The organism is Methanolinea sp. (assembly GCA_030055515.1).
In the GTDB taxonomy this organism is placed as follows: domain Archaea; phylum Halobacteriota; class Methanomicrobia; order Methanomicrobiales; family Methanospirillaceae; genus Methanolinea_A.
Window position 1 is genome coordinate 313,833 of sequence record JASFYI010000002.1, and the last position, 25,053, is coordinate 338,885.

14 protein-coding genes, 1 tRNA gene and 1 CRISPR repeat array (1 of these 16 cut by a window edge) are annotated in these 25,053 nt (G+C 64.9%); of the genes, 10 read left to right on the forward strand and 5 right to left on the reverse strand.

The window, feature by feature from the left end:
- Positions 1–151: 151 nt before the first annotated feature.
- Complete coding sequence (locus QFX32_05860; GenBank protein ID MDI9633566.1) at positions 152–370, reverse strand: hypothetical protein; 219 nt, start codon at positions 368–370, stop codon at positions 152–154.
- 198 nt (positions 371–568) lie between these two features.
- Here QFX32_05860 and QFX32_05865 point away from each other — a divergent pair.
- Positions 569–651: transfer RNA gene (locus tag QFX32_05865), tRNA-Leu, on the forward strand.
- 100 nt (positions 652–751) lie between these two features.
- Here the strand turns inward: QFX32_05865 and QFX32_05870 are convergent.
- Both QFX32_05870 and QFX32_05875 read right to left on the reverse strand, forming a co-directional pair.
- On the reverse strand, positions 752–2,659 hold the full coding sequence (locus tag QFX32_05870; GenBank protein MDI9633567.1) for a PKD domain-containing protein: 1,908 nt from the start codon (positions 2,657–2,659) through the stop codon (positions 752–754).
- Positions 2,660–2,940: 281 nt separating this feature from the next.
- Positions 2,941–3,294 carry a hypothetical protein gene (locus QFX32_05875; GenBank protein MDI9633568.1) on the reverse strand — a complete coding sequence of 118 codons (354 nt, stop codon included), beginning with the start codon at positions 3,292–3,294 and terminating at the stop codon, positions 2,941–2,943.
- 265 nt (positions 3,295–3,559) lie between these two features.
- On the opposite strand from QFX32_05875, the gene QFX32_05880 reads away from it, so the two are divergent.
- The 3 genes from QFX32_05880 (at position 3,560) to nadA (ending at position 7,168) form a co-directional block, all read left to right on the forward strand.
- Positions 3,560–4,954, forward strand: a complete 1,395-nt coding sequence (locus QFX32_05880; GenBank protein ID MDI9633569.1) for a phosphoadenosine phosphosulfate reductase family protein — start codon at positions 3,560–3,562, stop codon at positions 4,952–4,954.
- Positions 4,955–4,959: 5 nt separating this feature from the next.
- Positions 4,960–6,141 carry a cysteine desulfurase gene (locus QFX32_05885; protein ID MDI9633570.1) on the forward strand — a complete coding sequence of 394 codons (1,182 nt, stop codon included), beginning with the start codon at positions 4,960–4,962 and terminating at the stop codon, positions 6,139–6,141.
- Positions 6,142–6,256: 115 nt separating this feature from the next.
- Entirely contained in the window at positions 6,257–7,168 is a 912-nt protein-coding gene (gene nadA, locus QFX32_05890) for a quinolinate synthase NadA (GenBank protein MDI9633571.1), read from the forward strand.
- 6 nt (positions 7,169–7,174) lie between these two features.
- Here nadA and larE read toward each other — a convergent pair whose 3' ends face one another.
- A complete protein-coding gene (larE, locus tag QFX32_05895; protein ID MDI9633572.1) occupies positions 7,175–8,086 on the reverse strand; it encodes an ATP-dependent sacrificial sulfur transferase LarE in 912 nt (303 codons plus the stop codon).
- Between the two features lie 125 nt (positions 8,087–8,211).
- Between larE and QFX32_05900 the strand changes: the two genes are divergently transcribed.
- From QFX32_05900 to QFX32_05920, 5 genes are all read left to right on the forward strand, one after another.
- Positions 8,212–8,343, forward strand: a complete 132-nt coding sequence (locus QFX32_05900) for a hypothetical protein (GenBank protein ID MDI9633573.1) — start codon at positions 8,212–8,214, stop codon at positions 8,341–8,343.
- A 256-nt stretch (positions 8,344–8,599) separates the two neighbouring features.
- Positions 8,600–11,539, forward strand: a complete 2,940-nt coding sequence (locus tag QFX32_05905) for a hypothetical protein (protein ID MDI9633574.1) — start codon at positions 8,600–8,602, stop codon at positions 11,537–11,539.
- 15 nt (positions 11,540–11,554) lie between these two features.
- Positions 11,555–14,074 (forward strand): DEAD/DEAH box helicase family protein, encoded by a 2,520-nt coding sequence (locus QFX32_05910; GenBank protein ID MDI9633575.1) that lies wholly within the window; start codon positions 11,555–11,557, stop codon positions 14,072–14,074.
- 43 nt (positions 14,075–14,117) lie between these two features.
- Positions 14,118–18,965, forward strand: a complete 4,848-nt coding sequence (locus QFX32_05915; protein ID MDI9633576.1) for a DEAD/DEAH box helicase — start codon at positions 14,118–14,120, stop codon at positions 18,963–18,965.
- A gap of 83 nt (positions 18,966–19,048) precedes the next feature.
- Positions 19,049–20,446, forward strand: coding sequence for a WD40 repeat domain-containing protein (locus QFX32_05920; GenBank protein MDI9633577.1), 1,398 nt, complete (start codon positions 19,049–19,051; stop codon positions 20,444–20,446).
- A 418-nt stretch (positions 20,447–20,864) separates the two neighbouring features.
- Here QFX32_05920 and QFX32_05925 read toward each other — a convergent pair whose 3' ends face one another.
- Entirely contained in the window at positions 20,865–21,791 is a 927-nt protein-coding gene (locus QFX32_05925; protein ID MDI9633578.1) for a hypothetical protein, read from the reverse strand.
- A gap of 1,175 nt (positions 21,792–22,966) precedes the next feature.
- Between QFX32_05925 and QFX32_05930 the strand changes: the two genes are divergently transcribed.
- Complete coding sequence (locus tag QFX32_05930; GenBank protein ID MDI9633579.1) at positions 22,967–23,206, forward strand: hypothetical protein; 240 nt, start codon at positions 22,967–22,969, stop codon at positions 23,204–23,206.
- A 160-nt stretch (positions 23,207–23,366) separates the two neighbouring features.
- Positions 23,367–25,053: a CRISPR direct-repeat array (repeat unit 28 nt; unit sequence GGTTCATCCCCACGCACGTGGGGAACTC) (it continues 5,301 nt past the right edge of the window).

Below are 25,053 nucleotides of genomic sequence, written 5' to 3' on the forward strand. Positions count from 1 at the left end.
ATGCCGGAGCTCCATCCCGCGTGACGTCCCGGCAGGAAAAAACAGAAAAGGAGGGTCAGTGCGAGGCTGCACCCGGTGACCGGGGCTGCGGGTCAATCACCAGGCCAGCCCTTCTCCTGCCAAAAAGGCAGAAAAGGTACCATATATGAAGTCACAGAGGCCCGGCGCGGAGGCGCTTGAGGACATCCCGGACGTCCTCCTCCTCGAGCTTCTCGAGGAGTTTCGCGCGCAGGATGGCTCTCCCATCTTCCTGAATGGCCTGGCCGAAAGGTGGCGAACGTCCAGGTCCGCGTATCGTATTGGTTTCTCTCTCCCTCTCCATCCATCCTCTCCGCCGGGATACCTCGCCGGTCTCCCGCCGGGCCCTCATATATGGCACATTTCTGTTAAATCTCAATGTATATAAGAATTGCGCAGAATATTTTTTCTACGCGAGGGTTATCCTTCTCCCAAATTTAATCGGGCCTCTCGCGGACCTGGCAGATATCCTTCGAGAAAAAGGTGCGCAAAGATCGCGTTCCCGCGAGGGGGAAGCGTTTATCCCACCCTGCCGGTCACATGTACAGGGGCGAGGGTTGCCGAGCGGTCAAAGGCGATGGATTTAGGGTCCATTCTCGGAGGAGTTCGGGGGTTCGAATCCCCTCCCTCGCACGTCACGTTCCCCCCTGTTCATCCCCGCGGGACCGGCGCGAGATGGGCAGTTTCCCGCGCAGTGATATCCGCGCGAACCGGAAAAAGGATGAGAGGATTGTCAGGAGTGGATCTGGACCGATCCACCCCCGGGGGTCATCGACGGGGAGGCACCCTCCGGTGCACCCGGCTGGGTGTCGAAGAGGACTTCGCCCGTCGCGCGGTCCCAGATCTCCACGCGGAACCTGTCGACACCCCCTCCGCCCGGTTTCCGCCCGTCGATCGCGGAGAGGATGAAGTCAAATCCGCCGCGACCGTTGACAGTGCCGGATCCCCTGATGTGGGCGCAGGGGCCGGAGATGACGAGGTACCTGAGTTCCGTGCTCCTGAAGTCGATGTTTCCGGCCTTGTACCTGAAGTTGACCTTCCCCGCCGGCGTGGTTGCCCCCTTCTGGTACCTCGCCTCGAATTCGCAGTGGGCCTTGTCCGGGGTGAGGTTCGTGCGGCCCGCGGAGAACGGGCACACCAGGGGTTCGATCCACAACCCGCCGGTCACGAAACCGCCGTTCGGATCGTACACCACGATGTACCGATACTCGGACTGGCCGACGCCGCCATCGTCGTCGGTGACCACGAGCGTGACGGTGTAGATGCCGGCAGTTGCATAGGCATGGGTTGCGCTGACCGGACCCTCGGCTACCGGGACCGTCCCGGATGACCCGTCACCCCAGTCCCACGTCGCGGTGTGGGTATCGTCTCCCGGGTCACTGAAGGAAGATTCCACGCTGACCACCGCGTTAACGGGAACGGGTGCAGCCGGCCCGGATACAGGGCCGACCTCCGGCGCGACGTTGCGCACCGCGATCGCGAGCGTCTCTACGGATGTCGCGCCGTCCTTGTCGGTGGCGGTGAGGGTCACGGTGTAGAGGCCGTTGTCCGCGTAGGTGTGGGAGGGGGAAAGGGTGTCGGAAACGGCCGGGGACCCGTCGCCGAAGTCCCAGGCGAACGTCGGGTCATCGTGGATGCCCGCATCGGTGGCAGTCCCGGTGAACGAGACGCTGCCCCCCTCGTCGATCTCGGTTGCATCCGCACCGATGGTCACGACCGGCGCGGTGTTCGAGACGGAAACGACGATCGACTTCCGAGCAGTTGCCCCATCGTCATCGGTGACGGTAACGACGACCGTGTAATCCCCGTCGTCCGCGTAGGTGTGGGTGGGGAATTCCCCCGTCCCGGAGCTCCCGTCCCCGAAGTCCCACGCGACCGAGGCGATGGTATCCTCGGATCCCGGGTCAGTGCAGGTGACGGAGAACTGCACGGGGGCTCCTTCCGCGACCGTTGGGCTCCCCACGGTCACGGTATTGATTGTCGGTGGCTGGTTCGAGATTGCAACCGGGGCAGAGGCAGATCTCACCGACGTTCCATCGGATACCTCGACGGTGACCGAACCGCTCCAGTCGTCGGTCCAGGTGTGCGTGAGGGTCGGCGAGGAAGACCATGCGGTGTCGAACGAACCGTCCCCGTCAAGGTCCCAGCGGTACGTGAGCGGGATCCCCTCGGGATCAAACGATCCCGCCGCGTTCAGCGTCAGCGGCGTCCCCTCGGATCCCGCGTAGGGACCACCCGCGCTCGCGACGGGGGGATCGTTGGTCGACGGGTAATCGATGACGAGGTTTCCGGAGACGACCAGCTCGACATCGTTGTAGTCCCGGTCACCCCCGCCGGGGAGGTCCTCGAACCCGAGCCACCAGCGCTGGTTGCCCAGGTAGGTGACCGCCGCGTGGACGACGCCGTCAGAGTTGCGGGAACCGGGGCCGGTGTACCACGTGCGCCCACTGTCGTAGTGGATGTCGTAGAAGACGAGCTCGGTCCCCGCGGGGTAACGCCCGATGTTCCACGTCGTCCCCACGGGGGTCTGGTGGATGAGCCCGAGCGGAATCCTCTGGGGACTCGCGAGGCCGAATGCATTCTCGGACCCCGCGTCCGATTTGTAGTACTGGACCGTGACGTCGCAGTCCTCGGAGAGCACGATTGATGCGGGCCTCCGGGTAAATCGCGGCGGTCACGGGGAGCACGAGGCCTCCGGCGAGAAGGAGCGAGCAGAGGCCTGCCATTACGATACCAATCGAATTTCGTCTCATGGATCCCCTCCGGGAGAGGATTGAAAGTCCTCTCCGCGGGAGGGTATATAAAAAAGTGCACGGCAAACGCAGGATTGGAATTTGCCGAAATTACCCTGTATCACGCCTTTATCTCACATTTTCCCACCTCTCCTCTCCATTCCAAATGCTCCCGCTTCCCGGGGGACTCTCACTCCAAGAGTGCCCTGAGCTTCTTCTCGATGTGGGAGGAGACGCGGTAGGAGCCCGGGTCGGCCGCGCCCCCCGTCCAGTACCGGACCGCGAGCTCGAGGTCTTCGTCGGAGATCCCGTGCGCCTCGTGCGGGACGACCTCTGTCAGCCAGGGTCTCCCCGCGCAGCCCTTCGTCCGGCAGAGAGCGACGGTTTTCCCGTCGGAGTAGAGGAAGTACTCCCAGCCGCCGATCATGACCCTCTCCTGCTCTCTCTCCCTCTCGCTCACCCTCTCGAAGTAGTCGTCGATCCCGTTCCTGTCGCCGGGTTCGATCCACAGCCACTGCATCCGTCCGCCGGATTTCGCATGCATGCGTCCTTCACCATCCTTTTTCCCGTCTCTCCCCGAGCCCGGTCGTGCCCTCCCGCGGGCGCGGCAGGAGGGGGAAACTTAATATAATGTATGGTATAGAAGGAAATAGCTTTCCTATAATATATATAATTTACTATTCTTATATAATATAAATATATCTCACGCGGGGACTGTCCACGACCTCCCGGCTCCCTCCCGCGGGGGACGGGGGATGGTCCCCCACGCTCCCCTTTAATAAGCGGGGAGACCCACCTTTCCCCACACGATGCGCGAGCCCCCCGTGAAGAAGACCCTCTACTGGTGCGACGCGTGCGGCGTCCCCCTCCTCGCGAAGACCTGCGTGTGTGGCGGGACGGGGAGGGCGATCCCCCTCCCCGAGCCCTACGACGTCCGCCCCGCGCTCCGGCACGACCGGGAGGTCCTCTCGGCCCTCCTGCGGGAGAGGTTCGGCGACGTCCCGCTCCCCCGGATCGTCCTCCTCAGCAAGGCGGGGGGGCCTGACCGGACCGAGCTCGTCATCGCCCGCGGGGAACGGTTCGGGTGGCTCTCGTTCGACCCGGTCGCCCGGGAGTTCCGGTTCGACATCGCGGCCGGCGGGATCCCCTCCGTCCTCCCGCACGCGACGCGCGGGGTGGTCACGCTCGAGGACGCGGTCGCGCCGGGGAGCGCGCTCCCCGCGGGGAGGCTCGGGGGCAAGAGGGTCAGGGTCCGGACGGACGAGCCCGACGGGACGGTCATCGTGCGGTACAGGGGGCGTGCGGGGACGGGCGTCCTCCGGGAGGGGTACCTCAGGGTGAGGGAGCTCCTCCCCCTCCGCGGCCCGCCCGCCCCGGACCCCCCGTGGGAGGAGGCGGTCCGGAGGAACGCGCACCACCTGCGGAACCTCGAGCGGCACGCGGTCCGCGCGATCCGGCAGCACGCCCGCGACCGGCCGCACGTGAACGTCTCGTTCTCCGGCGGGAAGGACAGCACCGCCGTCCTCGCGCTCGCCCGGAAGGCGGGGGTCACGGACGCGTTCTTCATCGACACGGGCCTTGAGTTCCCCGAGACCCTCGCGTTCGTGAGACAGCAGGGGATCCGGACGGTCCTCCGAGGCGGGGACTTCTGGAGCGCCGCCGAGAGGGACGGGCCCCCCACGAAGGACCGGCGGTGGTGCTGCGACCTCCTCAAGCAGGCGCCCCTCCGCGAGTACATCGCCCGGCAGGGCCCGACCCTCACGGTGCAGGGCAACAGGTGGTACGAGTCGAGGAACAGGGCGGAGCTCGCGCTCGTCCGCGAGAACCCCGCGATCCCCCTCCAGTGCACCCTCTCGCCGATCCGGAACTGGAGGGCCCTTGAGGTCTTCATGTACCTCTGGTGGCGCGAAATCCCGTACAACCCCCTCTACGACCTCGGGTTCGAGAGGATCGGGTGCTACGTCTGCCCCGCGATGCTGGAAGCAGAGGCCGAGCGCCTCGCCGAGGTCCACCCCGACCTCTCCGCCCGGTGGACCCGGTTCCTCGAGCGGTGGGCACGTTCCCGCGGGCTCCCCCCCGCCTACGTCCGCTGCGGCCTGTGGCGGTGGGAGACGCTCCCGCCCAAGATGCGGGAGCTCTGCAGGGTGCACGGGATCGCGGGGGGCAGGACACCCCGGGCGGCGCCCGCCCGGCAGGGAGGATGATGCGAATGGACACGGAAAGGATCCGGAAGGATTTCCCCCTCGTCTCGGAGGCGATCTACCTTGACAGCGCGTCGACCAGCCTCTCGCCCGAGCCCGTCCTCGCGGCGATGCTCGCGTTCGAGCGGCACTACCGGGCAAACGTCGGCCGTGGCGTCCACAGGCTTTGCCGCCGCGCGACGGAGGAGTATGCCGCTGCCCACGAGAAGGTCGCCCGCTTCATCCGGGGCGAGGGCGGGGTCACGGTCTTCACCAAGAACACGACAGAGGCGATCAACGCAGTCGCCCGGGGCCTCGGGTTCGGGGCGGGCGACCGCGTCGTGACGACCATCCTCGAGCACCACTCCAACCTCCTCCCCTGGATGCGGTTGCGGGAGCGGGGGGTCGATCTCAGGATCGTCGGGCTCCGGGAGGACTACACCCCCGACCTTGACGCCCTCGCGGAGGAGGTCTCCCGCGGCGCGCGGCTCGTCGCCATCACGCACGCCTCGAACGTGCTCGGGGTCATCACCCCCGTCGAGGAGGTGGCGCGGATCTGCAAAGAGGCGGGGGCGCTCCTCCTCGTCGACGGGTCGCAGTCGGTCCCGCACCTCCCGGTCGACGCCCGGCGGCTCGGCGCGGATTTCCTCTGCTTCTCCGGGCACAAGATGCTCGGGCCGACGGGGACGGGCGTCCTCTGGATGCGCGAGCCGACCATCCCCCCCTCGGACGTCGGGGGCGGGATCGTCGAGACGGTGACGGAGGAAGGGTACACGCTCGCCGGGGGATACGCGCGGTACGAGGCCGGGACGCCGCACATCGCCGGCGGGATCGGCCTTGGGGCGGCAGTCGACTACCTCGAGCGGGCCGGCAGGGATGCCGCGAGGGAGCACGAGGAGAGGCTCGCGACCCGGCTGATCGGGGGGCTCTCCCGCCTCCCGGGCGTCCGGGTCTACGCACCCCCTGACCCCGCGCGGCGGATCGGGGTCGTCTCGTTCACGGTCGAGGGCGTCCACCCGCACGAGGTCGCACGGCGCCTCGACGCGGAGGGAAATATCATGGTCCGGTCCGGGCACCACTGCTGCATGCCGCTCATGACCCGGCTCGGCCTCCGCGACGGGACGGTCCGGGCGAGCCTGTACATCTACAACACGGCAGGAGAGGTGGACGCCCTCGTCGAGGCGGTCGGGAGGATCGCGGGGAGAGCCTGAACCGGCGCGTGCGCGCCGACCGGAATCCTTACCAGCCCTGACTCTATATTCTCTAGGCAACCTCCACGGCGACCCCGGGGCCTTGATCCGGCCCGCGGGGCGGGAGGGACGCCCCATGACCGCCGACCGCTCGATACGGGACGAGATCTCGGCACTCAAGGAGGAACGCGGCGCCGTCATCCTCGCGCACAACTACCAGGTCCCCGAGGTCCAGGACATCGCCGACCTCGTCGGGGACTCGCTCGAGCTCGCGCGGGCCGCGGTCTCGATGGACTGCGAGGCGATCGTCTTCTGCGGCGTCGACTTCATGGCAGAGACCGCGGCCATCCTCTCGCCGGGAAAGACCGTCCTCCACCCCGTCCGCGACGCCTGCTGCCCGATGGCCGCGATGGTCACCGCGGACGCTCTCTCCCGGTTCGCCGCGCGGTACCCGGGGGCGGCGGTCGTCGCCTACGTGAACACGACGGCGGAGGTGAAGGCGGCAAGCGACATCTGCTGCACCTCGGCGAACGCCGTCCGCGTCGTCCGGTCCCTCCCGCACGAGAGGGTCATCTTCGTCCCCGACAGGAACCTCGCGGCCTGGGTCGCCCGGCACACGGACAAGGAGATCATCCCCTGGGACGGGTACTGCATCGTCCACGAGCAGTACACCGCGGCCGACGTCCTGCGGGAGAAGGCCCTCCACCCGCACGCAGAGGTCCTCGTCCACCCGGAGTGCAGGCCCGAGGTGATCGACCTCTCCGACCACGTCCTCTCGACGTCCGGGATCATCCGGCACGTCTGCGCGAAAGGGCAGGGCGAGTACATCATCGGGACGGAGACGGGGATCATCCACCAGGTGGAGAGGCGGTGCCCGGGCGCCCGGTGCATCCCCCTCTCCCGCACCGCCGTCTGCGAGAACATGAAGAAGATCACGCTCCGGCACGTCCGCGACGCCCTCGCCCGGATGGAGCCGCGGGTCACGGTCCCGCCGGACGTCGCGTCCCGCGCGCGGCGGGCGATCGAGCGGATGCTCGCGGTCGGCTGATTCCCCTCACGTGCCGCGGCGCGCCCTCTTCTGCCTTCCCGCCTTCCTCTCTCCCTCCCCGCCGAGGACCTCGTCCATGCTCCCCGACCGGAAGCCCGCAAGGTCGAGCGTGACGTACGGGATCCCGAGGTCCCGGAGCCTCGCCGCGACCTCCCCCGCCCGGGCGGCGAGCCGCGGGATCTCCCCCTCCCCCACCTCTATCCGCGCGAGGGGCCCGTGCAGCCTCACGCGGACGGGGGAGAACCCCTCGCCCCGGAGGATCTCCTCGGCCGCCTCGATGGTCCGGAGCCTCTCCTCGGTGATCTCCTCGCCGTAGGGGATGCGCGTCGCGAGGCAGGAGTCGGAGGGCATGTCCCAGAAGGAGTAGCCCCTCTCCCGCGCGAGAGCCCTCACGTCCTCCTTCGCGAGCCCCGCCTCGGCGAGCGGGTGGACGATCCCCGCCTCGTCCGCGGCCCGGATCCCCGGCCGGCGCGCGGAGAGGTCCGAGACCGTGACGCCGTCGGCGACCGTCGGGATCCCGAGCTCCCTCGCCCGGTCAAGGAGGATCCGGGCGTCCTCCCTCCTGCAGAGGTAGCACCTGTCCGGCGGGTTGGACGCGATCGCGGGGGGGATCCCGCTCTTCGTGACGACCTCGAGCGAAAGGGAGAGCTCCCGGGCGAGGCGGAGGGCGGTTTCCCCCGCGTGCCGGGGGACGAGGGGGCTCTCGATGAAGACGCACCGCGCGTTCTTCCCGAGGACCTCCGTCGCGACCGCCGCGAGGAAGGCGCTGTCCACTCCCCCCGAGTAGGAGACGAGCATCGCGCCCCTCTCCCGGATCTTCTCGCAGAGGGCGCGGTACTTCCTCCGGAGCCCCCTCGGCAGCCCCGCGCCCTCCCCCTTCACGCCGCTCCCCGTGCCGGCGCCTTCGCCTGCGTCCACTCCCGTCCCTCCCCTGCCGCTCTCACAATCGTGGATCGCCCGCGGGACGGGAAAAAGGTTCGTTTCCGCCGGCGGGCACCCTTAAATCCCCGCACGATAATACGCAACCATAGGAGTGGCGACCCGTGTGCCTCACGTCCCTGATCTCGCGGCTCCTCGGGCGGAAGGAGGGCCCTCCACGCGGGAGGGAGAGGGGAGAAGAGGAGGATGAGGAGGAAGAGGAGCTCCAGGAGCTCGTCGCGCTCGAGATCGTGTGAGGGGGGTGGATTGGGGAGAATGTTGCAGTCTTCCTCCTAGAGAGAAACCGAAAGGGAAAATCCGTACCGGTGCGGGTTTCCTCTCCCGGTGTTAAATATTTGGGTAATTTTTATAAGAATCCGGTCCTACCGACTATGAGCAGGCGAATCGGAATGCCTTTGGTCGTTCGATGAGGTGGAATACTCAAAAATATCCTATCCGTGCCCCACTTTCAGGGGAAGAGTGGGGTACCGGCCACTTTTTCCGGCGTGACGGGTGATCCTTTTGGTCCTCGGGAGGGAGGCCCCGGAGATCGCAGCGCTGTTCTCACTCCTTGAGAAAAGGAATCTCAACGCATTCTTTGAACTCTTCCCTCGCGCCCTCGCGGAACACGGGCGTGACCTCCTTTGCGGGGAGGCAGGGAGGGAACTTGCAAATTCCATAGTCCCCCACTTCAGGGGCGAGAACGGGAAGGACGTACAGGAGGCCTTCATCGAGATCCTCTCGCGGGGAGTCCCGGACACTGCAGAACGTATCGCCTTCTACGAGATCATCGCCGGTGCCCTCGGTGCGTCTGACGCGGGCGGGAAGGATGAGTTCCTCGCCACGCTCTGCCTCGTCGAGCAGTCTCGGGAGATCGTGCGGTTCGCGTACCGTCTCGCGGATCCCTTCGGGGTAGCCCACTACCTCGCCGTCTTCTCTTTCACGACGGGGATCATCCCTGCGCGCCGCGGGGATCACGGGGACCCACGCGACGCGTTACGCAGGCCGCGCGTCACATTCACCGCGGGGAGGGAGGTCCGCCTGGTAATCCCCCCGCAATTCTTCACTTCACACCCGGACAATGGGGAGGTCCGCGTGACTCTCCTCTCCGGCTCTCATGTCCACGCGGAGAGCTTTACACTCGACCTGTACGCGGCAGGTGGCGGGGTTGTGACAGGGATGCGGGAGGTGGAGATCCCCCCGTGGGAAGGGACTCTCTCCGTGCAGCTTGAGCATGCATGCGGTGTCCTGCGCGCGTGGGAGATTCCCGGCATGACGGAAAAGAGACCGTTCCTCGCCTTCAGGGCACGCCGGCGCACCCTCGTCACCGATTCCGAGATCCCAAGGAAGGAGACATGGATTGTCTCCCCGTACCCTGTTCTGTACGCGGAAGGTCTCCTCGAGAGGGGAAGAGTCGCAGGTCTCTGGAGAGACTTTCAGTTTTCCCTCATCCAACCCCTCCCGCACTGCGAGTATTACCTCTCTTTCGCGAATGGCGGGATGTGCCGGATACCCTTCAAGTCAGCAGGGCGGTCCCCGTCCCTCGCCGGGACATTGGTGGAGTACGCCATATTCGATCCCCCACTCCCGTGGTACACCGATGTCCCCCGCCTCATCGTCCCCATGGCCCCCTATCCCGATGAAGCGGCGGGGACGATCGAGATATTCCGGGAGTATGGGACGGGGGTCGAAGAACCTCTCGCGTCGTTCTCCACGGGCACCGCGGGGGAATACGCCCGCATGGACGACCGGATCAATGCCCTCGTCATCGATCTCTCCCACGGTGACCTCCTCGGGACGTCTGCCGCGGGCCTTTACATCGCCCGGTTCTCCGCGTGGGAGGCTCCCCTCCGGTTCGGCATCGCCCCGGGCCTTCGGGTCTTCTTCCACCCCCCGGTGTTCCTGCCCGGCGGGGAGAATCGCTCGCTCGAGGTGGAGGTGGAGGGACCGGACATCGTCGAGCCGCTCTCCCCCTGCGAGGTGGTGAGGGAGGGACTCTTCCGCCTCCCTGCCCCGACGGATCCCAATCCCGCCGCGTCGACGGTGGCGTTCCGACTCGTGTACCGGGACGCGCAACGGGGGTCTCCCACAAGCCTCACTGTCCGCATCAAGCTACCCATCGTGCGCTGCACCCTCGCGGGTCTCTCCGGGGGTCACGAACCCATTCCCCTCGGAGGAGGTGTAACACTCATGAGGGAGACGCTTGAGGATGCCCTCGGGACCGCAGAAGTCATCGTCGAGCGACCAAGGGAGCTTTTGGGCAACTGGATACTCTCGGTCGGTGAGCAGGAATCGCGCCGGAACACCGTCGACGACGAGGGGAACCTCCATTTCCCCCTCGAGGTGTTCAGGGAAGTCATCCTCGCGCACCGAAACGGCACGCTCCCTGTCACCCTCGCGCACGAGGGCATAAACGACGGTGTCCGGACCCAGGTCGACATCCTGTCCCTCGTTGACTGGACAGTGGAGTACACGGACTCCTCTGTGGAATTCCGCGAGGGTAGGGTGACCGTCACTGTCTCGTGGAGGGAGCGGGGGAGGTCAGGGGAGGCAACGTTCGTCCTCACCCGGAATGAGTTAGGGATACCCTCCGGGGAAGAACTGAGCGAGGGGGTACGCGTCGAGCCTTCGGGGACCCAGTGGAAGGAGTACTCGGCCAGTTTCACGTTTCCCTTCGCCGACACCCAGATCGAGTACACGATGGGATTTGCCCGCGGGGATTCGGGGGAGGGGGAGTGGGCTCTCACGCGCGCACTGCAGTTTCCCCAGAAGATCCGCGTCGGGTCGGATCCCCTCGCGATCGCAGAGTGGTATTATAGGCGCGGGGATATTCTTGCATCCTTGAAATGGCTCAAGAATGTCTGCCGTGATCACCCGCGGTATGCAGATGCCCTCGTCCTGCGCGCGCGCTGCCTCTCCTCCCTCGCCGACGGTGCACCGACTCAAGAGGAGGTGAAGGGGAGACTCACGGAGGCGATCGGGGTCCTCGCAGATGCACTCGCGACGGGGGCCGATGGCTCGGCCCGCGTCCTCAAGGCGCACCTGCACAACAGGCTCGGCATCCTCGGGGACGGTGATTGCACCCCGTTCCGCAAGGCAGAGGAGATTCTCGGGGAACTCCTCGGCAGGAACCCCCACGATATCCCGGCTCTCGCCGAGTACGGCATCGCGCTCGCGGGGATGGGGAGGATCCTCGAGGCAGCACACATCTCCCGGTACCTCGATTACCTTGACCCCGGGGAGACGATTCCAGAGACCGCGTACGCGAAGGCGGTGATACTCAGGCTCTTTGCGGAACGGGTGAAGGGAAAGGTAAGTGAAAGGGATCAAAAGGAGATCGGGAGACTCCTCGCGAGGGCCCGTGAACTCGGGGGGTGCGGTACAGTCCGGACGTCGGCACCCGCGGGAGCGAGGGAGTGCGCCGGAGAATCTGACCAGCGGGAACCAAAGTGACGTCGGAGGTGGTCCATGGAGGGGCTGTGTGATTACTCGTTTGTCCGGTGGAAGAATGGCTTTGCGACGTTTGAACAGGCGACGAACCCCTCCGGTTTCGAGCCGTACGAGCACCAGGTGGAAGTCTGGAAGGAGATGGACAATTACTTCAAAAAGTCAAGGTACGGGATTCTCTGGGTGCCGACCGGAGGGGGCAAGACGGTCATCGCCGCGAAGTGGCTCCTCGAGGAGAGAATCGACAAGGGCTACAAGGTGATATGGTTCGCGCACATGGGCATCCTCCTCAAACAGGCGGCAGAGACCTTCCGCGCCGTCCTCCAGAAGTACCCTGCCCTGAAGGGGAAGAGATCGATCCGGTGTGCCCTCGTCCTCTCGCGTAATGTTGGGGGGACCGGGTGGAGGGAGGTCGCGAAGGACTCCTGCGACGTCGTGTTCGCCTCACCGTTCTCCTCGGCGCGGTACATGAACGACATCGCATCCTTCGTGAAGACGGCGGAGAAGGGCGTGTTCGTGGTCGTGGACGAGGTCCAGCACGCGTACGCGCCCACGTACAGGAAGATCCTCGAGAACCTCAGGCAGATGGAGAAGGTGTTCTTCCTCGGGATGAGCGCGACGCCCTACCGGATGGCAAAGGACGAGTCGGTCGGCCTGTGGAAGTTGTTCGACGCGTACGACCAGAAGTCGGGGAAGATGAAGGTGATCGCGCGCGTGCGGCAGGAGACCCTCATCGAGAAGAATATCCTCGCTAAACCGCAATTCCACGACCGCCACACGGAGATCGAGCCCGAGGTCCCCGGGGATGAGCAGCTCCTCGACAGGTTCCACGAGCTCTCGAGCGCGGCACTCCAGTCCCTCTCCGAGAACGAGGCGAGGAACAGGCTGATCTGCGAGGAGTACCTCAGGAACTACAGGGAGAAGAAGGATATCGATATCGAGAGGTACGGGAAGACGCTCATCTTCACGCCCACGATCGAGGGGAACAGGAGACTCTACGAGGTGTTCACCCGGATGCTCCGGGAGAACGGCTACCACAATGTCATCCGCGTCGCTTACATCGACAGCACCGTCCCGGAGAGCGAGAGAGCGCGCATCATCGAGAAATTCCGCACCCCGTGGTCTAAGAACTCCCACGACTCCATTGACATCCTCATCAACGTGGAGATGTGCACCGAGGGGTTCGATGCCCCCCTCACGAGGACGGTCTTCCTCGCACGCCCGACGAGCTCGGACTCCCTCGTCCGCCAGATGATAGGGAGGGCAATGCGGGGACCCCGGGCCGGGGGTAACGCGGTCTGCCACGTCGTCCGGTTCGTGGACCGTCTCCCCGAGGGATACGACCTGATAGACCCCGAGCAGGTGATAGAGGAGGAGAGGAGGGAGGAACCGCCATTCAGCCTCGTCCCGCGCGAGGTCCTCAAAGTGTTCCGGACGGCAGTACAATCCCTCGCAGGGAGGGTCTCGTCCCTCCTCCCGTTCAGGTTCAGCTACATCCCGATAGGCTGGTACTACCTGCAGCCCGATTCCGCTCGTTCTGACGGGAACTACGGGGAGGGCAGAGAGGACGACGAGGCAGGCATCGACGGTGTCTACATCGCCGTCCTCCCCCACCAAAAGAGGGGATTCTCGAGACTCTTTTCTTCCATTGCACACAACGGCCCAGAAATCTTTAGGGAGAGAAAGTACGGGGATCTCGTGAGGAACTACTTTTACGATTGCCCCGACCCCCTCCCTGACGAGGACACGCTCAAAGAATTCATCGCCGCTTTCCCCTCCAAGAAGAAATCGAGAGCTTTCGCCAGCGAGGAAGAAATCTTCGTCCAGTTCAAAGACAGGAGTGCCATCTCCCCGTGGGCCCTCGCCAGGGAAGACGGGTGTTCCCCTCCTGACGCATCGCGGTTCTACGAGAAATACCCCTTCTTAAAAGAGTTCTACCCCCGCGACGCGGAACTCCTCCACGACATTGCCCTCTGCGGGCTGTATAGGACGTTGGATGAGCGCACTCCCCCCGGGATCGATCCCGGGAAGTGCGAGGAATTCGTCAAGGCCAGCATCCACGAGGAGAGGGTGATCCCCATGAAGGAGATCCTCGATGACCTCGCGAAGGAATCCCCTGACATTGCGAGACTTCCCGGTGCCGCGTTGGTCTCCCCGGTCGAGTTCCGGTGGGACAAAGAGGGTTTGCCCCCCGCGCCCCTCGGGTTCTGCCGATTCTCAGACGGCAAGGTGGAGCTCCACCTCGCCGACGTGCTCCAGAAAAAGGCAGTCCCCCGGGCGGTAAGGGAGTACGCGATCTCCCACCTCCTCGCCCACGCCGCGGCCCCCTACGCGCACTACGGCCCCGTCCACTCCGCGAGGGAGCGGCAGTTCCGGCCGACGAGGACCGCGGCGAGGCAATTCCTCAGCCTCCCCGTGTGGGAGGACAGGGAGGTCGTCGCGGAGGACGGCGCGTGGGCGAGGGTGTGCCGCGCGTACCTCACCCTCGTGCTCCGCGTTGCCATGGAAGTGGAGACCCCGATTCTCGACGAGTTCCTATGAAGGGACCCATGAGAGATCCAATCCCGCACACGGATGGTGGATAATGTCACTCGACCCGTTCACAACATCCTCTGACCTTTCCCGCCGGTACATCTCGTACATGAAGAGCACGTTCTTCATCAGGGAGAAAAAAATACGGGAGCAGTTTGAAGATGCCCTTTCTAAGGCAAGATTCGTGAAGGGGCCGCTCCTCGAGGTTACCCCTCCATTTACGAAGGGGGCTTCATTGACATCCCTCATCGCGGAGGGTGTCCTCAGCCGTGAGTTCGAAGTTCTCGGCCTTGAGAAACTCCCCCGCACGCTCTACGCCCACCAGGAGAGGGCGATCCGCCGCCTCGTCACCGGGAAGAGGAACGCCATCGTCGCGACGGGGACAGGGAGCGGAAAGACCGAGACATTCCTCATCCCCATCCTCAATGCGCTCATGAGGGAGAGAGAGAACGGGACCCTTGGCCCCGGAGTCCGGGCCCTCCTCCTCTACCCCATGAATGCCCTCGTCAACGACCAGGTGCAGAGGTTGCGGGAGCTCCTCGCGGGATACCCGCACATCACCTTCGGGCAGTATACCGGGGATACCCCGGAAGAGGAGGAACAAGCGAGGGAGAATTACATTCACGAGCACGGGTCCCACCCCCTCCCTCACGAGCTCATCTCCCGGGAGCGGATGAGGAGGACTCCCCCCCACATCCTCCTCACGAACTACGCGATGCTCGAGTACCTCCTGTTGAGGCCAAGTGACATGGACCTCTTTGAGGGGGAGCACGCGGGGAAGTGGGCATTCATCGTTCTGGATGAGGCCCATACCTACACAGGTGCGAAAGGGATCGAGATCGCGATGCTCCTGCGGAGGCTGAAGAACAGGGTCCTGCGGGACGGGCGGAGGCTCCAGTGTATCGGGACGAGCGCGACGCTCGCCCGTGGGGCATCCGACTTCCCGGGGATCGTCCGGTTTGCCCGTGACCTCTTCGGCGAGCCGTTCGAACCCGAGGACATCATCCTCGGGGAGAGAGTCGATCCCCCTGTCCCGGCGGTGACAATCTCGCTCCGGCCGGAACGGATCCTGGAGTGGGCGAGGGAGATCGAGTCGGGCACGGAACCGGACATTGCCACGGCACGGAGGGTTCTCGAACAGGACGGGATCCCCCCCGGTCTCCTCGGAGAATGGGCAAAGTCGTCGGGGGGTTCGTTCCGCGCCTTCCTCTCCCACGTGCTCACGCACGAGTCGACTATCGTCACGCTCCGGGAATTCCTGCGTACAAATGATACCCCCGCCCTCGAGGACGTCGCGGCGCACCTCTTCCCCGGTGATCCGCGCCAAAACGAACTCACGAGATCCCTCCTCTCCCTCGCGGTCCGTGCGAGGGAGTCGGGCACGGAAAACCCGCTGATCCCAGCACGGTACCACTTCTTCGTGAGGGCGATCGAGGGATCGTTCATCGCGTTCACGCCGGACCCCATCGTCCAGATCGAGCCTGTCCAGGACGTGAAGACACCGGCAGGGACGTTCCGCGCATTCGAGATGGCCGTCTGTGAGAATTGCGGTGCCGTGTATCTCGTCGGGAACAGGAGCAACGATGTCCTCACGCACCCCCACCCGATATTCTATGACTATGCCCCCGCCGAGTACTATCTGCTCTCCCCCGCGACCACGCTCGGAGGGGAGGACGAGGACGAAGAGGCCCTCGCCGCGGCTCGCCTGAGCACCGGCGAAGAGTGGATCCTCTGCGCGAGGTGCGGCAAGATCAAGAACGCGAAGATCCTCAAGGACTCCTGCCCGTGCATCCAGTCGCACGCCATCCATCTCACCAAGGTGAACGCGAGGGAGAGGGGTGTGCACACCTGCCTTGCGTGCGGAAAGACCAATTCGGCCCGCCCGATCGTCCGGAGGGTCGTCACCGGGAGCGACGCCATGGGATCGGTCCTCGTGACCGAACTCTTCGCGCACATCCCCCTCCGCGAGATCAGGGTGAAGAAGGAGCCGCGCGTGGCCGACCCCGAGTGGGGTGTTGTGACAGCGGAGGGGGCAGATGAACCGCGCACGGCGAGGAGAGCGAGGAAACTGCTCGTCTTCTCGGACAGCCGGCAGGACGCTGCCTTCTTCGCGCCATACCTCATGAGGACGTACCACCAGATTCAAAAGAGGGCCCTCCTCCTCCAGATTCTCAAGAAATACCAAAAGAGCATCATTGCGAACCAGTGGTCTTTGAATGATTTCGTATTGTCGCTCGTGCTCGAGATAAAAACCCTCTCCCTCTGCGATCACGACCGTTCCAACCAGGAGATCGAGAACATCGCGTGGAAGTGGCTGCTCGACGAGTTCTTCTCGTTCGAGGACCGCATCAGCCTTGCGCAGCTTGGTCTCCTCGACTTCATGCCAGTGAGACCACCCGGTATCGGCATGTTCAGAATCCCGCTCAAGGAGAGCCCATGGAACCTCTCTGACGACGAGATCTGGACCCTTCTTGCCATCCTCCTCACCACGCTCAAGAAGAAGAGAGCCTTCCACTTGCCTGAGACGGTGCGCGGGGACCGCGACATCCTCGGACCAAGCGGGGCACCCGCCTATGTCCGGCTCAAAACACGGGGGACGCGGACACAGATTTCCACGTGGGTGCCTCAGGGCCAGAAAACGAACCAGAGGCTTGACTTCATCACCCGCCTCGCCGCGCGGCTCGGGGTTACCCTCCCCGAATCGGGGGCGGGGAGCGCGCGGGACATCCTCGAAAAACTCTGGACACACGTCCTTTCGCCGGGAAGTCCCGGATCGCATTTCGAGAGGTTCTTTACGGACCAGAACCTCGGGACCGAGGGGATCGCGTACCAGCTCTCTCTCTCCCCGTGGGTTGCTCGCTCCCCCCTCCTCGACAGTGAGACGGTGTGGTACAGGTGCGACACGTGCCACAAGGTCACCCCCCACAACCTCCGCGGGGTCTGCCCGACGTTCCGGTGCCCGGGGGCCCTCCAAAAGATAAACCCCTCGGAGGTATTCGGGGAGAACCACTACTTCCAGCTCTACACGGGGACCACGCCGAAACGGTTCCTCGCGAGGGAGCACACGGCCCAGCTCGCGCGGTCCTACGCGACGAAGGTCCAGTCCGACTTCATCAACGGCGAGGTGGACGTCCTCTCGTGCTCGACGACGTTCGAGCTTGGCGTGGACGTCGGGGAGTTAGAATCGGTCTTCTTACGCAACATGCCCCCCCGGCCCGCAAACTACATCCAGAGGGCGGGGAGGGCCGGGAGGAGGACGGACTCGACCGCGTTCTGCCTCACGTTCTGCCAGCTCAAGTCCCACGACTTCCACTACTTTCAGGATCCGGCACAGATGGTCCGGGGGAAGGTATCCCCGCCGTTCTTCGATATCAGGAACGAGAAGATCGTGCGGCGCCACATGCTCGCAATGGCCCTCTCCGCGTTCTGGAGGGCCCCGGAGTACACGCGTTTCTTCGGGACGGTGAACGAGTTCTTCTTCGGCGAGGGTCCGACTGGCCCCGAGCTCTTCCGGGAGTTCCTCAGGAAAAAACCGGCGGCGCTCCTCTCCGCGTTCCGCGAGGTGGTCCCCGAGGGCCTCGCGTACCTCCTCGACGACGCGGACGGGGAGTGGCGGTTCGCCGCGGAGATGTTCGACCCGGAGAGGGGGCCGTTCTCCCTCGCGACGAGGGAGATCCGCAGTGACATCGAGGCGCTCGGGAGGGCCAGGAGAGACCTCTTCCAGAAGGGCAAGAAGACCGACCACATCCTCAACATCCAGAACATGCTCCTTGGCAAGCGGGTCATCGACTACCTCGCGTCGCGCAACGTCCTGCCGAAGTACGGGTTCCCCGTGGACGTCGTCGAGCTCGCGGTCTACTCCCGCGAAGGGGCCAACCTCGACCTCACGCGCGACATGAAGATCGCCCTCTCGGAGTACGCGCCCGGAGGCGAGGTGGTCGCGGACGGGAAACTGTGGAAATCCCGGTACGTGAAGAGGCTGACCCGTTTCGAAATGGATCTCGAGCAGAAGTACTACGTCATCTGCCAGAATTGCAGCTGGTACAAGACGTCGTTTAAAGAGGAGGACATCCCGGATGTCTGCGAGGCGTGCGAGACCCCCCTCAATCTCCCACGCAGGCTGATCAAGCCTGCTTTCGGTTTCATCGCGGACTGGGATGGTTCGTCCCCTGTGGGGATGAAGAGACCGGAGAGGACGTACTCAACGAGGGTCTTCTACACGGGGGAGAGCGAGGAGAAGGTCACTATCCCCCTCCCCCTCCCCGACGGCCGAACCCGCCTGATCGCAACGAACGCGGAGAACGGGCGCTTTGGGATCCTCAATTTCGGGAAGAACCGGGCCGGTTTCAAGATCTGTAGCCTCTGCGGGTACACGGTGCCGGGCGACAAGGACGTGCCAAAGACGCACAAGACGCCGTTTGGCGAGCAGTGTCGCGGCGGCGTGTTCGAGACGTTCGACCTCGGCCACGAGTACCTGACGGACATGGTCAAGCTGGTCTTTGAGAATTACGACCCCGCCGTCCCGAACGCGGAGGGGATCGGGTTCTGGCAGTCCCTCCTCTACGGCATCCTCGACGGCGTCTCCGACTGCCTCGACATCGAGAGGAACGACATCGACGGCTGCATCTACTTCGAGAGGGGGAGGAGGACGGCACTCGTCCTCTTCGACGCGGTGCCGGGCGGCGCGGGGCACGTCCAGAGGATCGCAAACGAGGGCAGGCTCATCGAGGTGCTCGAGAGGACCCTTTGGAACCTCTCGCGGTGCGCGTGCGGGGGCGAGGAGGGCGATGCGAGCTGCTACGGGTGCCTGCGGAACTACGAGAACCAGTACTGCCACCCGAACCTGAAGAGGGCCCCTGTCATCCGGTTTCTCGCCCGTTGCCTGGAGAAGACGACGTAGACATCCGATGAAAGGAAAGAGGTCCGCCCTCCCGCGGATCGTTTCCGCACGGTTTTTCCCCGCCGGCGGCGATAATTCCCGCGATGTTCCCGCGGAGAGCCGCCGCCCTGTGCCTCGCCTGCCTCTTTCTCTCCCTCCCTGCCGCCGCGGCGACCGGGCCCGGGTGGACGTTCTCTCCCCCCCGCGGGAAGATCTCGGGGTTCGCGGTCTCGGGCGACGGCGCGTACACCGCGGTCGGGACGACGATGGGCCGGCTCGTCCTCCTCGACGGATCAGGCGCGGTCCTCTGGGAGAAGCAGTTCGCAGGACCGCTCGCGGTCGCCCTCGACGGGGCGGGGACGATGGTGGTCGCGGCGGAATCGGAGTCCCGCGAGAAGATGAAGGGCACGCTCCGGGGCTTTACCACGGGCGGCGCCCCCCTCTGGGTCACCCACCCGGGGTACATCTGCGGCTTTGCGGCCGCGGCGGACCTCTCGCGCACCGCCGTCGGGACATCACAGGGGGAGGTCGTGGTCTACGACCGCGAGGGGTGTGTCGCGTGGCGCGAGGCCGACCTCTTCAAGCCGTGGAGCACAAGCTGCGTCGCCCTCTCCCCCGACGGGAAGTTCCTCGCCTACGCGCTCCACGAGGCGACGCCCGCCCTGTACCTCGTCGACCTCTCGTCCCACAGGAAGAAGGCACTCAAGGTGCACTCCGCGACGTACGGGAGCCCGATCCGGGCCGCGCGGTTCTCTGCCGACGGTAAGACCCTCCTCTGCGTCCAGGGCGAGGGGAGCACGGACACGGTCGCGCTCTTCTCGACGGGGGGCACGCTCCTCTGGAAACGGTCCCTCCCGCGCGTGACCGCCGCGGAGTTCGCGGACGCGGGCGAGGCGATCGTCGCCGGGTCGGCAGACGGGACCGTGCGCGTCCTCGACAAGGGGGGCAACGTCACCCTCTCGCGGGACGTGGGGAGCCCTGTCCTCTCCCTCGCGGTCACGCCGGACGGGGCCGCGATCCTCGCGGGGACGGAGAGGGACGGGATCGTCGCCCTCTCCCGCGGGAACGAGACGCTCTGGCAGTGTGTCCCCGACCGGTTCCCGTGGGCCGCGGTCACCGCCCTCGCCGTCGCGGGGAACGGCACGCGGGTCGTCGCGGTCGTGAACGGGAACGAGGTGATCGCGCTCTCGCGGGAGAACGACGCGGGACGCGGGGGCGACCCGGCCGGAGGCACGGGGAGCGGGGAGGAGGAGGGATCGCCCGCTAAGAAGGACAACGTGGCGGCGCGAGAACCGGTCCCGTCCGGGGATGGCGGGGAAGTCACGAACGCGACGGGGACACCGTCCCCGGGCCCGGGGGTCGGCGCGGGGGAGAGGAGGGGGTGTCTGCTCCCCGGACTCCCGGGGATCACGAGGGATACACCCGCAAACAGGAGTGACCTCTTCGCAACCCTCGTCGCGGGGCTCGAGGGGGGACTCGGCGGCCGCCCGCGGGGGAACTGACCAGCCGCGGGGAGGACGGTCGGGGGATCCCTTCGTTTTCGCCCGAACGGGGGAAAGGTGCATCATGCCCCCGCGCGGGAGACCCGCCGGTTTGCCCGGGAGTTGCCGCGGTGCGACAGGGAGGGGGGTTTGGCGAAAAAACGCGGGCGGCGGGGGCATACGCCGTCCCGTTGCCGCGGTAGTCGGCTGCAGAATTGTTGGGGAGCGGGGAAGGAGGGGGACAGTCCTGCCCTTCCCCGTCGCACGGCGAGAACATGGTGCCCTTGAGAGATCTGCCGGCCCTGTTATTGCGTCCCCTCAGGGTCTCATCCCTCCGTGCGGTTCCGGGGGAGGTCTCACGTTTATCCCCGGCAGGGCCTGCCTTGCACCGAGCGCCCCACGGGGGATTGCACGGCGGTGCCCGCCCAGAATCGCGCCCTCAGAGGAAGATCGCGAAGAAGAACGCCGAGAGTGTCCCGATGACGAAGAGCACGATGACGACGTACGCGAGGTTCTGCACCATCTCCGAGAGCCGCGCGGTCTCCCCCAGGCCCTTGGCGAGGCGGTCCTCGAGGCGCGAGATCCGCGCGGAGATCTCCCCCTGCTGCGCCGCCACTTCCCGGACCAGCGAGAGCCGGGAGTCGAGCCCCGCGACCTTCCCCGAGAGCTCCCGCATCTCCCCTCGGAGCGCGGCGAGTTCCCCAGGCAGGGGGTTCGTGGCAGAGAGGATCGCGTCCTCGCGGTCGGCGAGCCGCTGGATTTGTTCAGAGAACGTGCCGGTGTCGGGGATCGCGTCGACCCTCTCGCGGAGCGAATCGATGTGCCCCTCCACGCGCGAGAGGAACGTGGACACCTCCTGATGCTGCCGCTCTCCCCTCTCCCGGAGGTGTCCCAGCGAGGTGGAGATCTCCCTGATATTCTCCCCGATATTTTTCCCTACCTCCTGTGCCTCCCCACGGAGTGCCTTAAGATCTTCCGAGAGATGTGCGAGGGAGGAGACCGCTTCCACGTCCCGGTGGATCTCCCCGCCCATCTGCCCGAGCATGGAGAGGAGGGTATCTGCTTTCACTGAAAGGCCGGAGAGCCCGCGGGAGAGCGCGTCGAGCCGCCCGAGGACCTCGGCCGCGTCCGCGCCCTTCCTTGACTGGCTCTCCTCGAGCCCGCGGAGTGCCTCCCGGCATTCTCCCATCTCCCTTGCCAGCTGCTCGAGCCGCGCCTGCAGCGACGATAGTTCGTCGATCTTCTCCTCAAGCCCGGCGACAGCCTCCTCGAACACGTCCACTTTCTTCGAAAAGGATGCCAACTTCTCTTCCGCGTCGAGAATGATCCTCTTCTGTTCCTCGGGGGGTAGGAGCACGGGGCCCATTGCGCACCGATGTGTGATTCTCCCTCCCCGGTATTAAATGGTGGGTGAATTTCACGGCCCGCAACGGCCGCGGAATCCCGGGGAGGACCCGCGCCGGTCAGCGGTGTGCCCTCCCGCCTGCCGGGCGATCCCGCTGTGCCCGCCGGTAGACCGGGTCGCGCCGGGGAGATGGAAGCCTGTTCCCGCGGTCCGCCGGGGGAACCGGGGATCCTGCCATCGCGTCCCCCGCTGCGCGCAAGCCCGTGTGCGGTCCGCCGGGGCGAGGTCGCGGTGGCCCCCTGTTCGGCATCCCCGCGGTTGCCTGACGACCCTGGATGCTCGTTCCACGGGACCCGCGTTTCCGGTTCCACGCCGCGCCACGAACCTTTCCGGCGTGCCCGGGATAGTATCTGCCCGGCGCCTGGAAACCGTGCCGGCAAAACGGGTGAACCACCCGTAAACCTCTCCATGCTATACGAACGGACGGTGGATCTGCAGGCCGGGACGGGCGGGGGGTCTCCGCACGGAAAAACACCTGTCCGCAAGAGCCGCCCGCTAGGTCGCGGTCTCAAAGTCTCCCCGCCGTTCCCCCACATTCACGCGATAAACTCCAGGAGAGTCCAGGAGAGCCTATCTTCCGAGTCCCTGTTCCCCGGCGTATCACGGGATCGTCGGTCCTCGCATATACAGCCCGGAGACGGCCGGAGTGGCCCCCGTGCACGCGGTGCGCCGACTTCCCCCGGTGTGAGGGGGGCCTGGGTGATCGAGTGGCCGCCGCGCACGCGGTGCGCCGGGTTTCGATGGCCCGGCTGGCGCCCCGGTCCGCCCGTGTCCCCCATGCGCATACGATGCACCGTGATATACCCGAATGCTCCCATGATGCTTCCAACGAGGTCCCCCTTGCACGCCCCATGCCGGGGAATCACACTTCCCTTTTCGCGGGGGACCGCGGCCTAGATACCCCGGAGGTACGAGTGCCCGCAGGGGAACGCGGGTTTAATCTATTTTTCCCGGGAATTACCTTCGTTTCCATGCGCATTCCCCGGGGAATTTCCCCGGGGATGATTGGGGCGGGAGTTCCGATCCGTGGGTCCCGCAAGGACGCGGGAGGGTGGTTCCCCCGGGACAGGGGCCGGGACGCCTCCCAAAATCTATTTATTCCCGGTGGACGAGGCTCGATTGGCATGTGGAAGTACATGGCTTCATATGACAAGACGGCACTTGTCCGCGCAATCCCGGAGAAGGGGATCTACGAGATGTATCGTGGATTCGGGAAATGGAAGACGGATCCCTATGGGTATACGCTCTGGTCCGGCTGGTCGAGCTTGAACCTCAACTATGACGAGATCGAGGAGGACCAAATAAAGGAGGTGATGGAGAACATCGACAAGACCATCATCGAGTTCATGAAGCAACAGAAAGAGGAGAACTCCTGATCCTTTTTTCCTGTTTTCCTTGTGCGATACCCCCTCGGGCGCGAAACCCGGGGTATATTCATGGTGCACCCTTTTTCCAGCAGTGCACGGGGAGAGGGGGCGGTCCCCGGGTTCGCGGGGGGTCCCGGAGAGTGAATGCGCAAGAGAGGATTGGAGAGTAGGTTCATCCCCACGCACGTGGGGAACTCGTTGCCATGTGCGGGACACTGCACAACGGGATTGGTTCATCCCCACGCACGTGGGGAACTCAACGACGTCGAGCTGATGAAAGAAGGGTCGATCGGTTCATCCCCACGCACGTGGGGAACTCGCTGTTTTGTGTAGTCTGCCAGGGCATCCTCATGGTTCATCCCCACGCACGTGGGGAACTCCTTGATAAGGTCGCTGGCCATCCGCAGCAGCTCGGTTCATCCCCACGCACGTGGGGAACTCTTTTGTTCCAGATTCCTGGCGACATCTATGGTGCGGTTCATCCCCACGCACGTGGGGAACTCACACTCGTGCATGATTAACCAACCGAGAGAATAGGTTCATCCCCACGCACGTGGGGAACTCAAGGCTAACCTCGCGCGAGAGGGAGCGACTGTTGGTTCATCCCCACGCACGTGGGGAACTCGAGAACCTCCCGGCGGCGAGTCGGGCGGCTATCGGTTCATCCCCACGCACGTGGGGAACTCGCCGTCAGGGTAGGGGGGAGAGGGCCATGCTCCGGTTCATCCCCACGCACGTGGGGAACTCGTGGTACAAGAATGGAGATAACACCGTACAGTCGGTTCATCCCCACGCACGTGGGGAACTCCCGGACGCCATGCGCACCGATATACGCGGTGTGGGTTCATCCCCACGCACGTGGGGAATTCAAGCCCTTCACCGAGGAAGATATAAATGGAGAAGGTTCATCCCCACGCACGTGGGGAACTCCTGTTGTTCCTGCGGAGTGGGCGAGAGAACGGCGGTTCATCCCCACGCACGTGGGGAACTCAATGTAGGCGTGTTTCCGGTTCTGAGCGATGGCCGGTTCATCCCCACGCACGTGGGGAACTCGGACGATTCTGTGATCCGGTATTCCCTGCCGACGGTTCATCCCCACGCACGTGGGGAACTCTCCACTCTTTACTCTGCCATCGTCTATTCAGTTGGTTCATCCCCACGCACGTGGGGAACTCGGGAACAGGGAAGCACTAAAGCGCAAACCAACAGGTTCATCCCCACGCACGTGGGGAACTCAGATTTAAAAATGGTGTTGGATTGAATGATTTGGGTTCATCCCCACGCACGTGGGGAACTCGTACATCCCTCTGGGAACGTGCAGACGACGACAGGTTCATCCCCACGCACGTGGGGAACTCCGGCGCGGAAAGAGACAAAATCCGGAATAGATTGGTTCATCCCCACGCACGTGGGGAACTCATCCTCGCGCCTGAATTCCCTTAACTCCAGCGTGGTTCATCCCCACGCACGTGGGGAACTCAGCTGTATAGAATGGGAGACTCCAGAATGGCTCGGTTCATCCCCACGCACGTGGGGAACTCATCCTCGCGCCTGAATTCCCTTAACTCCAGCGTGGTTCATCCCCACGCACGTGGGGAACTCGATTCGGTAACACGCTTTGCGAGCATGCAGAACGGTTCATCCCCACGCACGTGGGGAACTCCCAGCCGGCGTAGGCACCGAGCATCACAATGATGGTTCATCCCCACGCACGTGGGGAACTCCCAAACGTGCCACCCAGTTTGTTGTGAACGGTCGGTTCATCCCCACGCACGTGGGGAACTCTTTGTAAAGTCTCCTTTACATACCCCAAAAAATGGTTCATCCCCACGCACGTGGGGAACTCATGGTGATAC

What these genes read in the sequence shown, in the direction of transcription:
- QFX32_05860 (MDI9633566.1), bottom strand. Translation starts at nt 370, where the DNA reads ATGAGGGCCCGGCGGGAGACCGGCGAGGTATCCCGGCGGAGAGGATGG.
- QFX32_05875 (MDI9633568.1), bottom strand. Translation starts at nt 3,294, where the DNA reads ATGCATGCGAAATCCGGCGGACGGATGCAGTGGCTGTGGATCGAACCC.
- QFX32_05880 (MDI9633569.1), top strand. Translation starts at nt 3,560, where the DNA reads ATGCGCGAGCCCCCCGTGAAGAAGACCCTCTACTGGTGCGACGCGTGC.
- QFX32_05885 (MDI9633570.1), top strand. Translation starts at nt 4,960, where the DNA reads ATGGACACGGAAAGGATCCGGAAGGATTTCCCCCTCGTCTCGGAGGCG.
- nadA (MDI9633571.1), top strand. Translation starts at nt 6,257, where the DNA reads ATGACCGCCGACCGCTCGATACGGGACGAGATCTCGGCACTCAAGGAG.
- QFX32_05910 (MDI9633575.1), top strand. Translation starts at nt 11,555, where the DNA reads ATGGAGGGGCTGTGTGATTACTCGTTTGTCCGGTGGAAGAATGGCTTT.
- QFX32_05915 (MDI9633576.1), top strand. Translation starts at nt 14,118, where the DNA reads ATGTCACTCGACCCGTTCACAACATCCTCTGACCTTTCCCGCCGGTAC.
- QFX32_05920 (MDI9633577.1), top strand. Translation starts at nt 19,049, where the DNA reads ATGTTCCCGCGGAGAGCCGCCGCCCTGTGCCTCGCCTGCCTCTTTCTC.
- QFX32_05925 (MDI9633578.1), bottom strand. Translation starts at nt 21,791, where the DNA reads ATGGGCCCCGTGCTCCTACCCCCCGAGGAACAGAAGAGGATCATTCTC.
- QFX32_05930 (MDI9633579.1), top strand. Translation starts at nt 22,967, where the DNA reads ATGGCTTCATATGACAAGACGGCACTTGTCCGCGCAATCCCGGAGAAG.